Origin of the sequence: Halorubrum ezzemoulense (genome assembly GCF_004126515.1) — an archaeon.
Taxonomy (GTDB): Archaea; Halobacteriota; Halobacteria; order Halobacteriales; family Haloferacaceae; genus Halorubrum; species Halorubrum ezzemoulense.
The window spans coordinates 753756-767509 of sequence record NZ_CP034940.1; the positions used below are offsets into that span (position 1 = coordinate 753756).

Below are 13754 nucleotides of genomic sequence, written 5' to 3' on the forward strand. Positions count from 1 at the left end.
GTGTACGAACCTGGCCCCCCGCGAACGACGAGCGTCGGCGAGTCCGTCGAGCTGGCGGCGCGGTCCCCGGACGCCGACGGCACGTACCGCTGGCGCGTCCGCGACGCGCCCGCCGACAGCGCGCTCTCCGCTGGAGACGGCCCGGACCCGGACGCGACCGGCCCGCCGAGCACGGCGACGGCAGCGGGTTCGGCGCCCTCGACCGCGGTGTTCCGCGCGGGCGAGACGAGCCGCGACGACGACCCGGTCGTCCACCTCGCGCCCGACGCTCCCGGCACGTACGTCCTCGCGCTCGACGCGCCCGACGGGACGCACCGACAGCGCGTCCGGGCCTTCCCGGACGAGCGACGGGAGACGGAGATCCGCGTCCCGGCCGCCGACATCCCGACGGACGGCGACGACGAGGTCGACCGCGTCTCCCTGCTGTGGCCCCACAACGAGAACCGACTCGGGCTCGACCGGGCCGAGCGCGACGGCGACGAGTGGGTCGCGACGGTGCGGGTCCCGCCCGGACGCCACGGCTTCGGCTTCGTCCCCGACGGCGACCGCTCGGCGGCGTACCACGGCGACTGCGAGGTCCCTGGCCCCGGGCGACCGCGGATATCGCTCGACGCGGCCGTCGTCGAGGGCGACGGCCCCGAGGAAAGTGACCGGCTCCGCCTGACGGCCGAGATCGAGCCCGCGCCCGCCGTCGACGACGTGGAGCGCGCCGGCGATCCGGACGCCCTCGACGTGACGTTCCTCGTCGACGACCGCGACGCCGACCCGGAGACGGTGGCGGCGATCGAGTCGCGCGCCGACGGCCGGACGCTCTCGGTCCCGCTCGACGAGCTCCCGGACTCGGTCCGGATCCGCGCGGCCCCGCACGGTGAGCGGTACGGGGCTGCGGAGACGGTGCGGGTGGAGACGGACGCGAGCGACGGAGACGCTGCGGAGGCGACGGCCGCGTCGGTCGCGGTCGCCGACCCGAACCCGACGCCCGAGTGGGCCGAGTCCCCGACGATCTACGAGGTGTTCGTGCGGTCGTTCGCGGGCGACACGCTGCCGACGACGTTCGCGGAGATCGAGCGCCGAGTCGAGTACCTCGACCACCTCGGCGTCGACGCGCTCTGGCTCACGCCCGTCCTCGCCTCGCCGACGGACCACGGCTACCACGTCACCGACTACTACGACACCGCCGCGGACCTCGGCTCGCGCGAGTCGTTCGAGTCGCTCGTCGACGCCTGCCACGACGCCGGCATCCGGGTCGTCTTCGATCTAGTGATCAACCACACCTCCCGCGACCACCCCGCCTTCCAGCTCCACTCGGCCGGCGTCGACGCGTACGCGGACCACTACCGCCGGACCGACGCGGCCGCCGACGTGACCGGGATCGAGTGGGCCGAACTCGACGGGGGCGCGGCGCCCGACTACTACTTCGAGTGGGGCCGCATCCCGAACCTCAACTTCGACAGCCCGGCGGTCCGCGGGTGGCTCCTCGACGTGGTCGACGAGTGGGCCGGCGTCGTCGACGGCTTCCGCGCCGACGTGGCGTGGGGCGTCCCGCACGGCTTCTGGAAGGAGGTGGCAGACCGCGTGCCGGACGACACGCTGCTCCTCGACGAGACGCTGCCCCACGACCCCTTCTACGGCGAGGGGGAGTTCCACCGCCACTACGACACCTCGCTGTACGAGACGCTCCGCGCGGTCGGCGCGGGCGAGGAGCCGGCCGACGCGGTTGAGGCCGCCCTCGCGCGCGGCGAGTGGCTCGGCTTCGACGACGGCCGCTCGCAGATGCGGTACGTCGAGAACCACGACGAGGACCGCTACCTCGCGGAGTACGGTCGCGACGCGCTCCGCGCCGCCGCCGCGGTGACGTTCACCCTGCCGGGGGCGCCGATGATCTACGCCGGGCAGGAGCGCGGCAACGAGACGTACCGCGGGCCGATCCGGTGGCACGACGGCGACAACGATCTCACCGACTTCCACCGGCGGCTGGTCGCGCTGCGCGGGGCCGAACCGCTCCTCCGCGACGGCGACGTGACGTTCGAGGGTCGCGCGGCCGACGTGCGCGTCGTCGAAGGGGACGCGGAGCGGGTGACCGCGTACGAGCGGACGCCGGCGGGGGGAGACGGGAGCGAGGCCGATCCCCTGCTCGTCGTCGTCAACTTCGCGACGGAGCCGGCGACCGTCGCCGTCCCCGACGGGGTCGAGACGGACCTGCTCGGCGACGGAAGCGCGGTGGACCGCGACGGCGGCGGCGACGGCGATGCCGGGGTCCGGGTCGCGGTCGACGCCGCCGCCGTGCTCCGGTGACCGGTCGACGCCGCCGCCGTGCTCCGGTGACCGGTCGCCGTCGCCGTCGCCGCCGTCGCGGAGCGGCGAAGCCGCCCGGTACCGACTCCTATAAGTGTCGCTCGCCAGAGGCGTGCGTATGGACGACCGGACGCTGACCGACCTCCTCCGTCGCTTCGGACTCTCTGATAAGGAGGTCGACACCTATCTCAGTCTGCTCGAACACGGCGAGGCGAAGGCGAGCACCGTCGCCGACGCGGCGGGCGTCTCGAAGCGGTACGTCTACAGCGTGAGCGAGTCGCTAGCGGAGCGCGGCTTCGTCGAGGTGAACGACCACGTCGTGCCGACGACGATCCGGGCGAACCCGCCGGACGAGGTGATAGACCGGCTCCGGTCGGACGTGGACGCGATGCGACCCGGGCTCGCGGAGCGGTACTCCCGCGTGGAGCGTCAGGCCGAGCAGTTCGAGGTGATCAAATCGCGGGTCACGGTAATCAAGCGGATCCGGTCGCTGCTCGCGGACGCCGAAAGCGAGGTGACGCTCTCGATCACCGCGAAGCAGCTCCCCGAGGTGCGCGAGGCGCTCGCCGACGCGGTCGACCGCGGCGTCCTCGTCCTGCTCGTCGTCTCCGACGCCGACGCGAGCCTCGACGCGGACGACCCCGCGCTGTCGGGCGTCGCGAACGTCGTCCGGACGTGGAGCGAGGCGATGCCGACGCTGCTCACGGTCGACTCCGCGGCCGGTGTCGTCTCCCCGCCCGAGCTCCTCCGGCAGTCGACCACCGACCGACAGGCCATCGCCTTCGCCCAGGAGCAGCTCGCGCCCGTGATCGTCGGCTCCTTCCTCGGGAACTACTGGCCCGCCGCGACCGAGATGGCCGTCGCCGAGCCGGCGCCGCTCCCCGTCGAGTACACCGACTTCAGACACACCGTCCTCCAGGCGACCCTGCGGCTCCGCGCCGGCGACCCGCCGCGGGTGACCGTCGGGGGGCGGTGGACCGACGACGACGAGGCGGCCGAGATCGTCGGCCGCGTCGTCGAGACGAAACAGGGGATGGTGGAGCCGAGGAACAACGAGTTCCCGGTCGAGCACTCGCTCGTCGTCGAGACCGACGACGGCGAGGTCACCGTCGGGGGACAGGGCGCGTTCGTCGAGGACGTCGAGGCGGACCTCGTCCGGATCGAGTCGGACGAGGAGTAGGGCGGCGACGCGGGGTTCCGGAGGGCCGGGACGCGGACCCCGAGACGCGGAGATCCGGAACACGCGGCGGAGCGACGCGTCCTCCCGGCGGCGGTCAGCTCTCCGAGGGAACCGACGAGCTCGACGGGCCGCCGTCGAGGGAGGGAGCGTCCGGATCGACCCTGAACCAGCAGTCCGACCCGGTCGCGTCGCCGCCGCCCCCGAGCAGCGCCACGCCGGCGAGCCGACCGCGCGGGTCGCGGCGGCACACCTCCAGCGCCACCGGCAGCGTCGGGACGCGGCCGTCCGTCGGAGACAGCGCGTACCCGGAGACGCGGACGGTCGCGCCGCGCTCGGCCTCGGCGGCCCGGTCGGGGTCGTCGGCGCGTTCGGAGCCGCCGACGCGCTCGTAGTCCTCGACGAGGCCGACCGCCGCGAGCCGGTCGAACGCGGCCGCGACCGGGTCCGCGGCCGGCGTCGGCCCGGGGTCTGGGAGGCGCTCGGCGGCCGCGGACAGCACCGTCGCCTGCGCCTCCGGATCGAGGTGGCGGTCGAGCGCTATCGCCGTCGCTTCGAGCAGGCAGAGACAGAGGTCGTCGGGGTCGGAGAGCCGTTCCGCGAACGCGAAGTACGCGTCCATCACCGCCGACTCGACGCGGTCGTGGCCCGCCGCGGAAAGCGCCTCGAACGCCGCCGCCGCCGCGGCGTGACAGAACTCGACGCGGTCGCGGCGCGGGCCCCGTCCGGGCGGTCTGGACCGGGTCGGTGCGTCGGGGTGCGGATCCGCGTCGCCATCGAGGGCGCTCCCGTCGCTGCCCTCGGCGTCGCGGTCGCCCTCGGCGGGACGGTCGTCGACGGCCTCCACCACGCGGTCGGTCAGCTCGTCGGCCGCGCCGACGTCGAGGTCGGGGACAAATCGGTCGAGGCCCGGGTCCCCGGTCGCCGTCCCGGTCGTCGGCTCCGCGAACTCCTGTCTGACGATCACGTCGTAGAAGGGGAGTTCGGGGTCGTACCGACGGAGCGTGTCGCGGTACTGCTCCGTCGCCCGGGCCGCCGCGCGGGCTGTCTCGCGGCCCTCGAAGCGCAGCCCCGCGGCCGGGACCGGCCGGTCGCCGTACCGGGCGCAGACGAGCGAGAACTCGCCGTCCTCGCCCGCGAGCGATTCGATGTGGTCCGCGATGTCGAGTAGCGTGGTTCCGATCACGGTTGGGTGGGTGGTCGCGTGCGGTCAGTCCTCCAGGCTCGGGTGCGTCTCCTGCGGGTCGGGGTGTGGCTCGGCGAACCGGTCGCGGGTCGCGTCGAGCGCGGCCGACTCCCGCGCCTCGCGCTCGGCGGCGGCGATCTCCTCGCAGCCCGGCGGCACGTCGCGGTCGCGGTCGGTGAAGTACCCCTCCGGCGCGACCCAGTCGTGGTAGAACGGCTCGTCGGACTCCTCCAACAGCGTCACGGCGACCTCCGCGCCGTGGCCCGCGCACACCACCGCCTGGTGGGGTTTGCGGGCGAGCCGTCCCGCGGCGTACAGCCCGTCGACGCCGGTCCGCCCGCGCTCGTCGGCGTCGACGTACGCCTTCCCGCGGTCGACGATATCGACGCCGTCGAGCTCCGTCAGATACCCCACCTCGTTCTTCGTCGCCGCGACGACCTGTCGGGCACCGATCCGGTCGCCCTCGTCGGTGGTCACGGCGAAGCGGGCGCCGTTCGCCGCGTTTCCGGCGTCGGCCGCGTCGGGGTCCCCGTCGGCGAGCGAGACCCGCGAGACCCGGGCGTCGAGCCGGTCCGCGCCGGCGGTCTCCGCCTGCTCGCCGAGCAGGTCCAGCAGGCGGCGCGGGTCGACGCCGAGCGGGAAGCCGGGGAAGTTCTCTAGGCGCGCGTTCCGCCGGAGGATCGACCCGCCCGGGTCGACGACGAGCGTGTCGAGCCCCTGCCGAGCGGTGTACACGGCCGCAGAGAGCCCGGCGACGCCGCCGCCGACGACGACCGCGCCGCGCTCGCGCGGGCGCTCGTCGGTCGGGCCGTCCGGGCCCTCGACCGCTCCGGTCGCGCCCGCCGTCATCGCTCGCTCACCCGTCCACGTCCGAAGGCGTCGCCGGTCCGATCGCGGTTCGAGTTCATACCCGTTGACGCCGCCGCGACGAGATACGGCCTTCGGTCGCGGGTCGCGTCGCCGACGCGACCCGAGCGGGCCGAGGCGTCGATCGGGCGCGCCGGAGCGGCCGACGATCCCGCGGTCATCGGCGAACTCGGACCGGCCGCTCCGCGGCGATGAAGGGCTCGTCGCGGTCGGTCGCCGCGAACGCGATCCCGCCGCACTCGCCGCGCTCGACGCGCCACGTCGGCAGCGCGGGCACGTCGTAGTCGGTCGGGTCGCCGTACGTCGCCGCGACGGTCCACTCGCGGGCGCGCATCTACAGCTCTCCGTTGATCGCGTCGGCCACCCGTTGCCGGTCGAACAGCCGCTCGTCTTCGGGGATCTCCGGGTACGGGCCCTCCTCGTAGCGGGGCCACGCGCCGAACGCGTCGGGGTACAGCTGCTTCGCGGTCATCTCCAGCTGGAAGAGGTTCAGGATCGGTCCCTGATACCGCGCGCCCTGCGGGTGGATCCGGTCGTTCTTCACCGCGGTGACCTCCGAGCCGACGGGGTCCTCCTCGAAGGCGGCCCGCCGCCCGGCCATGTCGGTTCCGGGCTCGAAGCCGCCGAGGTAGAGGATCACGTCGGGGTCGGCTTCCAGTATCGTCTCGAAGTCGACGACCGTGCCGGACTCGACGCCCCCTCCGAAGGCGTCGCGCGGCCCGAGCGGGCGCGTGTGCGACGTGAGGAAGCCGGGGTTGCTCAGCGTGTACGCGTAGATCTGCTCGATGTCGGCGGCCGCGACCATGATCGCGGTCGGGCGCTCCGACTCCGGCGGGAGCCCATCGTCGATCGTCGCGAGGAGCTCCTCGCGGACGGCCGCGAGCGCCTCGTAGCGCTCGCGCTCGCGGAACGCCTCCGCGACGATTTCGAACTGCTCCCAGAGGCCGTAGTACTGGTACCCGTCGGCCCACTCGCCCGTCGGCTCCTGGTGGCGGTCGGAGAGGGAGTTGCCGAACCACGGCGAGACGCGCTCGGCGATCTCGTCGACGTCCTCGCGGCTCCACGCGTCCTGCCGGGTGATCCACGCCGGGTCGGCGAGGTGGACGTCGCTGTCGAGTTCGTACAGCTTCTCCTTGTCGGGCTGCCACGAGGAGTAGAGCCCCGACCAGTCGAGCGAGACGCCGGGGAGCCGCTCGACGAACTGGTTCCAGAGCCCGTCGTAGTAGTCCGGCGCGTGCATCGCGGTGAGCCCGTCGCTCCGTCCGAGGGCGAACGCCATGCCCGCGTGGTGAGTGAGCCGCGTGAACACCGTCTCGGGCGGCGACTCGAACGTCACCTCGCCGGTCGGCGAGATCGACGCGGCGTAGCTCTCGTCGCCGCCGTCGGACCCCGACGGATCGGACTCCGCGCCGCCGCCGGCACAGCCGGCGAGTAGTCCGCCGAGGGCGACCGTCCCGCCGTACTTCGCGAACGCTCTCCGGGTGTGTCCGTCGACTGCCTCGTCGCTTCTGCGCATACTTTTAGGCTAGCCTAAACCAATTTAACCGTTCCGATCTTTAGGGCGACCTAAAACCGTGTCGCTCCCCCGCACCGGTTCCGGTCACTCTTCGTGGCGCGCGCGGATCGGCGTGACTCGCGGCCCGCGGTCGGTGTCGACCACGTCGGCGTCGACGCGGAACACCTCGGAGAGCAGGTCCTCCGTGACGATCTCCTCCGGCGGGCCGCGCGCCCGGACTTCCCCGCCCTTGAGCGCGACCACGCGGTCGGCGAGCCGCGCGGCCTGCTCGATGTCGTGGAGGACGACGACCACGGTGACATCGCTCTCGTCGCGGAGCGTCTCGATTACCTCCATCACCTCCATCTGGTGGTGAAGGTCGAGGAACGTCGTCGGCTCGTCTAAGAGGAGCACGTCGGTGTCCTGCGCCAACGCCATCGCGATCCACGCCAACTGCCGCTGCCCGCCGCTCAGGCTCCCAACCTCGCGGTCGCGCAGGTGGCCGCAGCCCGTCAGGTCGATTGCGCGCTCGACCGCGCGAGCGTCCTCCTCGGTCGTCCGCTCGAAGAACCCCCGGTGCGGGTAGCGACCGTGGTACACGAGGTCCTCGACGGTGATGCTCTCGGGCGACGTGCGCTCCTGCGAGAGCAGCCCGAGCCGCTTCGCGAGCGGCTTCGCGTCCATCGACTGGACGTCGCGCCCGTCGAGCAGGACCGAGCCGTCGTCGGGCGCTATCTGGTCCGCCAACCCCTTCAGGAGGGTGCTCTTCCCGGAGCCGTTCGGCCCGACGAGCGCCGTCACCGCGCCCGGCTCGGCCGCGATCGACTCGCCGTCGATCACCGGCTCCGGGGCGGTCGGGTAGCCCACCACGAGGTCCTCGGCGTTGAGGTCGCTCGCGTCGGTCGCGTCGCCGGCTCCGGTCGGTCCGGTCGCGTCACCGGCCCCTGTCTGTCCGGTCCCGTCGCGCGGGCCGTTCGCGCCGCGCGTTTCGGTCTTGCCGCTCGATCCCTCCGGTTCGGTCGCGTTCGCACGGAATATGGACACTCAGAGCTCACCCACGTTCTGCCGCCGCCGCATCAGGTACAGGAAGTACGGGCCGCCGACCAGCCCGGTGACGATCCCCACCGGGATCTGTGCGTCCGCGCCGGTTAGGACGCTCACCCCGAGGCGCGCGCCGACGTCGGCGCCGACCATCAGCGCCGGGCCGACGAACAGGCAGCCGACGATCACCCGCTTGTAATCGCTGCCGACGAGATTCCGGACCACGTGCGGGACGATGAGGCCGACGAAGCTCACGATCCCCGCCACCGCGATGCTGGCGGCGGCCGCCAGCACGGCGACGCCGGAGAGCGCGAACCGGACCCGCTCGATCGACATCCCCAGCGACTTCGCCGTCTGCTCGCCGAGGAGGAGGAGGTTCAGCTGCCGCGAGCCGACGAGCGACAGCACGACCGCCACGAGCGTCCACGGGAGCGCGGTCCGGACCTGCTCCCAGTCGGTCCCCGTCAGCGACCCCGTCGTCCACTGGATCGCCGACTGGACGACGCCGATGTCGTCGGCGAAAAAGAACAGCCCCGTCTGGAGGCTGTTGAAGACGGTCCCGACGATGACGCCCGCGAGCACGAGCCGGACCGGGCTCGTCCCGTTCTTCCACGCGATAGCGTAGACGATCAGGAACGCGACCGATCCGCCGAGCGCCGCGATCAGCGGGAGGAACGCCGAGAGCCCGCCGAACACGACGAGCGTGAGCAGGATGGTCAGCCCGGCGCCCGAGGAGACGCCGAGGATGAACGGGCTCGCGAGTTCGTTGCGCGTCACCGCCTGGAAGATGGCGCCGGAGACGGCGAGGTTCATCCCGACGACGACGGCGACGAGCACTCGCGGCAGGCGGATGCTCCAGACGACGAGCGTCTCGCGCGCGAGCTCCGGCAGCTCGCCCCGGAACCCCGTGACCGCCCGCATCGGCTCCTCGCCGAGGAGGAAGTTGAGGAACCACCGCGGGTCGAGCAGGACGGCCGGGTCGAGGACAGCCCGCCACGCCTGCCCGACCGTCATCGAGTATGCCCCGAAGCTCACCTGAACGAGCCCCGCGAGGACGACTATGAAGAGGCTCACCGCGGCCACGGTCGCGAGCCGCGGCTCGAAGAGCCACCCGAGCCGACCGCGCCCGCCCGGTCGCCTCGCGGTCGACTCGCCGCTGACCGCCCGACCCTCGCCCCCCGTCACCCGCCCGCCGTCGGTCCGCGACCCCTCACCGCTCATCGCGGGCCTCCGTCGGCTCGCGGCGCGTCGACCCGTCGCCGCCCGCGTACGCCGCGACCGCCCCGTCGTCCAGCGCGTCGAGCAGCGCGGCGGGCCCGTGTGCGTCGACGACCGCCTCGGGGTCGAGTCGCTCGGCGAGCGCGCGGTGACCGGCCGCGGCGCGCGCGGCCGCCTCGTCCGCGTCGACGTACGCCGACAGGGCGTCGTCGACCGCGGCCTCGCGGACGCGCGCGAACCGCTCGGAGTCGGGGTCGACCGGGCCGTCGGCGTGGGTCTCGTCGAACCACTCGACCCAGCGCTCCCGGTCGGTCCACTCGCCCTCGCGCTCGGCCTCGCGGCGGACCCAGTCGACGCCCTCGGCCGCCGCCGGCCACCAGCCGTCGTCGATCCGGGCGTCGGCGACCACCCGCTTGCCGACCCGCGCGCCCCGGCCCGCGGCCGTGACCGCCTGCCGGTCCGCGTCCGACGGAGACGCGACGTACAGCCCCTCGACCGGCGTCTTCCCGTCTCGGTCCGCGTACTCCCGGTCGAAGTCCTCGCGCGTCTCGCCGTCGCGATCGCGTGCCTCGAACATCGCGCCGTCCTCGTCGAGCCCGCGGAGGTACTCGCCGTCATAGCGCGTCGCCGCGACCACCCGGCGGGCGGTGACCGGGTCGCCCTCCTGCGGGGTCACGACGAACCGAGGCGCGTCGCCCTCGGGGGGCTCTCCGGGCCCGCCGTCGGTCGCCCGCTCGACGGTCTCGACGAGGTCGTCGACGACCGCACAGCCCGCCCGCTCGGCCTGCTCGCGCATGAGGTCGGAGAGGATTCCGACGTCGATGCCGGCCGGAAAGCCGGGGTAGTTCTCGAGGTGAGCGCACCGCGCGAGCGACGACCGGCCGCGGTCGAAGACGGTCACGTCGAGGCCGTCGCGCGCGGCGAACACCGCGGCGGCGCAGCCGGCCGGCCCACAGCCGACCACGACGACGTCGCGGTCGGCGGCCTCGGGCTCGGCGGGACCGCTCATTCGCCCCCTCCGGCGACGATCGAGGCGACCTCGCCGCGGTCGAACAGCTGTTCGTCGGCGGGGATCTCCGGGTAGTCGTCGCCGTGTTCGTACGTCGGCCACTCACCGAACCGCTCCGGGAACAGCTGTTTCGCGGTCATCTCCAGCTGGAACAGGTTCATGATCGGGCCCTGAACCGGATCGCCGGAGGGGTAGAAGCGGTCGTTCGCTATCGCGGAGAGGTCGCCGGCGACCGGGTGGTCCGACAGCTCCTCGCGGACAGCGCCCACGTCGTAGTAAGAGGCGATCCCGTACTGGTGGAGGACGACGTCGGGGTCGACCTCCAGCAGTCGCTCGTGGTCGTATGCCGTCTCGTAGGTGACGTCGTCGCCGGCGAACGCGTCGGGCACGTCGAACGGACGCACGTGCGCGTTCGCGAACCCCGGCTCGTCGGTCCGCGAGGGGTAGTAGGTCCCGTCCATGTAGATGAGCGTCGCGACGGTCGGCCGCTCCTCGGCCGGGGGGAGGTCGCTCCGGATCGTCTCGATCAGGTCCTCGCGGACCGCGTCGAGCGCGGCGAAGCGTTCCGACTCTCGGAACGCGGCGGCGACCCGCTCGCCGATCTCGGGGAGGGTGTAGTACTCGTACCGGTCGCGGTACGCCTCGGGCGGCGCGGCGTGCCGGCGGCTGTAGCTGTTTCCGAACCACGGCCCGACGCGCTCCCGGACCTCGGCCACGTCCTCCTCGTCCCAGCCGTCGAAGGAGGCGAACAGCGCCGGGTCGGCCAGGTGGAGGTCGGAGTCGAGCTCGTAGAGGAGCTCGCGGTCGACCGAGATGCCCCCGCTCGAACCGGAGTTGAGCTGCGTGATCCCCTCGCGATCGAAGGAGACGCCGTCGAGGTTCGCGTAGTAGGCGTCGAGCGTGTTCCCGCCCGCGTCGGCGTCGAACCCGAGAGAGTTCACCGCCCCGCCGTGGCCGAGCGCCACGGCGAGGTCGGCGTACAGCAGGCTGTACACCGACACGCTCTCGGGGACCGCGTCGAACTCGACCTCGCCCACCGGGGCCATCGCGGCCGTGTACGTGTCCGGCGAGTCGCCGCCGGAGCCTCCGTCCGCGGAACCGGCCTCATTCTCGGACCCGCTCGGCGTCGTCTCCCTCCCGCTACACCCGGCGAGGAGCCCCGCGCCGGCGACGGCGCCGCAGTACCTGATCGCGTCGCGTCGCGTGCCGGTGAGTCGGTCCGCGTCTGGTTGCATACGATTTAGGCCACCCTAAAGGATTAAAGCGGTTTCGAATCTTAGGTATGCCTAAAACCTCGCCAGACGGTCGGCGAGACCCCGCGGACCGGTGCGGACGTGACGAACGGCAGCCGAGCGGGACGAACCGCGGCCAAGCCGGATTTCGTATCGCGCTATCCGCTTTATTCGGCGCCGAACGACCGCACGCTCTCGAACGAGCCGTCGGCGATAGCGGCGGCGATGCCCTCGATGTCGGCCTCTCGCGGCACCTCGTGCGGGTACTTCCGACCGAAGTACCGGACGAGGTTCTCCACGTCGCGTTCGAGGAACTCCCGCGCGTTCTCGTGGTCGACGGGCACCGCCTGCGGCCAGTCGAAGATGGTGATCCCGCTCTCGGCGACCGCGACGTTGTGCTCGGAGGCGTCGGCGTGGATCCAGCCGAGTTCGTGGGCGGTCGCGAGTTCGCGGCAGATCAGATCGAGGACGCCGACCGCCTGCTCGGGGTCGAGCTTCGCGCGCGAAAGTTCGACGCCCGCGAACTTCTCCATCACGATGGCGTGTCGGTTGTGGTCGACCGGCCGGGGGACGGAGACGTCCGGATACAGCGACTCCATCGCCTCGTACTCCCGCTCGGCCGCCTTGCGCGCGGTGTACAGCCACGAGACGTGGTCCCGGTCGGCGGTGTACTCGCGCTCGCGGTTCACCTCGCGGAAGTTGGTGTACCCCTCGCGGTGGTACTTCAGGGCGAGCGGCCGGAACGACTGCGCCTCGTACACGTCGCCCTCCTTGCCGAGCCCGAGCGGCGACCCCACGCCGTCTATCGTCTCCCGCTCCGCGAACGTCCGGAGCGCCAGGGCGTCGTACCCCTCGAAGGTGAGCTGGTACCCCTCGTACTGGATCGTCTTCCGCTCGATCAGCTCGCGGTCGAGGCAGCGGTCGATGCGGTAGTCGACCTCCTCGCGCGTCAGGTCGGCGTAGTCCGGGAGCTTGTCGCGACGGACCCACTCCGAGAAGCGCATCCCCTGCTCGACGCCCGAGAGGAGGTAGAAGTCCTCGGGGTCGAGGTCGGCCATGTCGCCGGCGACGTTTCGCACCATACGCGCCCCTACTCCGGCGATTCGTAAAAGGGGCGCGCGTTCGACGACATCCACTGGTATAGCGTATATCGCGATATCGAATTTTGTTCGGGCCGACCGCTGGGCCGAGCGCAACCGCTTTCGGAGCGGCGGCCGACGGTGTCGACATGACCGCGCCCGCCGTCGACTGGCGGCTGATCCGCGAGGAGACCCGCCCCGGCCCAATGCAGATGGCGTTAGACGAGGTTGCCGCCGAGACCGCCGCGGCCGGCGGCCCCGCCACGCTCCGCACCTACCGCTGGGAGCCGAGCTGTCTCACCCTCGGCCGCCACCAAGACCCGGAGACGGTCGACTGGAGATTCTGCGAGCGCGAGGGGATCGACGCAACGCGCCGGCAGACCGGCGGCGGCGGCATCTACCACGACGAAACGGGTGATATCGCCTACTCTATCGCGGTCCCCGCGGAGACGGTGCCGGGCGAACTGCTCGACTGCTACCACCTTCTTTGCGAGCCGGTCCTCGACGCCTTCGACCGGCTCGGCGTCGACGCGGACTACGTCGACGAGTCGATGCCGGAACTGTATCACCCCGCCTGCTACCTCCGCGAGCTCCACCCGGCACACGACGTGGTGGCCCCGGGACCGGAGGGCGACGAGCTCCGCAAGATCGCCGGCAACGCGCAGTACCGCAAGCGGGAGGCGGTGATCCAGCACGGGTCGTTGACCTTCTCGGTCGACGCGCCGCGGCACCTCGGCGTCTTCGCCGATCCGTCGGTGACTCCCGAGGCGTTCCGAGACCGGGTCGTCGGGATGGACGAACTGGTCGATGTCGACCGCGCGGCCGCGGTGGCGACCGTCGAGGCGGCGCTGGCCGACTGGGCGGACGCGACTCCGGGAGCGACGGTCGACGCGGACGGGTCGTGGACCGACGACGAACTGGAGCGGGCCGAGGAAATCGCCGCGGAGAAGTACCGGAACGAGGAATGGGCCCGGACGCGACCCGGGGGCGGCGCGTAAGATGCGGAAAGCGGGGAGCGGCGGTAAGACGTGGAAAGCGGGAAGCGGCGGCAAGACGTGGAAAGCGGGGAGCGGCGGTAAGACGTGGAAAGCGGGGAGCGGCGGCGGGTGACGGCGGGGACGACCGCGAACGACCGCGGACCGCCCGGTTCCGAAG

General features: G+C 72.5%; 12 protein-coding genes. 3 read left to right on the forward strand and 9 right to left on the reverse strand.

Translation table 11 applies throughout. The features are described 5' to 3' along the window. Together EO776_RS03740 and EO776_RS03745 are read left to right on the forward strand one after the other, a co-directional pair. Window positions 1-2295, forward strand: coding sequence for an alpha-amylase family glycosyl hydrolase (locus EO776_RS03740; RefSeq protein ID WP_094495263.1), 2295 nt, complete (start codon window positions 1-3; stop codon window positions 2293-2295). Between the two features lie 118 nt (window positions 2296-2413). After that, window positions 2414-3475 carry a TrmB family transcriptional regulator gene (locus tag EO776_RS03745; protein WP_094495262.1) on the forward strand — a complete coding sequence of 354 codons (1062 nt, stop codon included), beginning with the start codon at window positions 2414-2416 and terminating at the stop codon, window positions 3473-3475. A 94-nt stretch (window positions 3476-3569) separates the two neighbouring features. On the opposite strand, the gene EO776_RS03750 is transcribed toward EO776_RS03745, so the two are convergent. The 9 genes from EO776_RS03750 to EO776_RS03785 form a co-directional block, all read right to left on the reverse strand. Then, a complete protein-coding gene (locus EO776_RS03750; RefSeq protein WP_094519244.1) occupies window positions 3570-4658 on the reverse strand; it encodes a DUF7551 domain-containing protein in 1089 nt (362 codons plus the stop codon). Window positions 4659-4682: 24 nt separating this feature from the next. After that, the gene (locus tag EO776_RS03755; protein WP_094519242.1) at window positions 4683-5507 is read right to left on the reverse strand and encodes an NAD(P)-binding protein; all 825 of its coding nucleotides are present in this window, start codon (window positions 5505-5507) and stop codon (window positions 4683-4685) included. A gap of 175 nt (window positions 5508-5682) precedes the next feature. Next, the gene (locus EO776_RS18870) at window positions 5683-5859 is read right to left on the reverse strand and encodes a hypothetical protein (RefSeq protein ID WP_169514834.1); all 177 of its coding nucleotides are present in this window, start codon (window positions 5857-5859) and stop codon (window positions 5683-5685) included. Then, complete coding sequence (locus EO776_RS03760; RefSeq protein WP_094519239.1) at window positions 5860-7041, reverse strand: ABC transporter substrate-binding protein; 1182 nt, start codon at window positions 7039-7041, stop codon at window positions 5860-5862. Between the two features lie 84 nt (window positions 7042-7125). Then, a complete protein-coding gene (locus EO776_RS03765) occupies window positions 7126-8064 on the reverse strand; it encodes an ABC transporter ATP-binding protein (protein ID WP_089307965.1) in 939 nt (312 codons plus the stop codon). Continuing rightward, window positions 8065-9282, reverse strand: coding sequence for a FecCD family ABC transporter permease (locus EO776_RS03770; protein ID WP_099289024.1), 1218 nt, complete (start codon window positions 9280-9282; stop codon window positions 8065-8067). Further along, complete coding sequence (locus tag EO776_RS19595; protein WP_099289023.1) at window positions 9272-10288, reverse strand: FAD-dependent oxidoreductase; 1017 nt, start codon at window positions 10286-10288, stop codon at window positions 9272-9274. The genes EO776_RS03770 and EO776_RS19595 overlap by 11 nt, the downstream gene beginning before the upstream one ends. After that, window positions 10285-11523 carry an ABC transporter substrate-binding protein gene (locus EO776_RS03780; RefSeq protein ID WP_094521028.1) on the reverse strand — a complete coding sequence of 413 codons (1239 nt, stop codon included), beginning with the start codon at window positions 11521-11523 and terminating at the stop codon, window positions 10285-10287. The genes EO776_RS19595 and EO776_RS03780 overlap by 4 nt, the downstream gene beginning before the upstream one ends. A 164-nt stretch (window positions 11524-11687) precedes the next feature. Continuing rightward, the gene (locus EO776_RS03785; RefSeq protein WP_049932388.1) at window positions 11688-12602 is read right to left on the reverse strand and encodes a serine/threonine-protein kinase RIO2; all 915 of its coding nucleotides are present in this window, start codon (window positions 12600-12602) and stop codon (window positions 11688-11690) included. A 146-nt stretch (window positions 12603-12748) separates the two neighbouring features. On the opposite strand from EO776_RS03785, the gene EO776_RS03790 reads away from it, so the two are divergent. Continuing rightward, window positions 12749-13597 carry a lipoate--protein ligase family protein gene (locus EO776_RS03790; protein ID WP_094521027.1) on the forward strand — a complete coding sequence of 283 codons (849 nt, stop codon included), beginning with the start codon at window positions 12749-12751 and terminating at the stop codon, window positions 13595-13597. The last annotated feature ends 157 nt before the right edge of the window (window positions 13598-13754 follow it).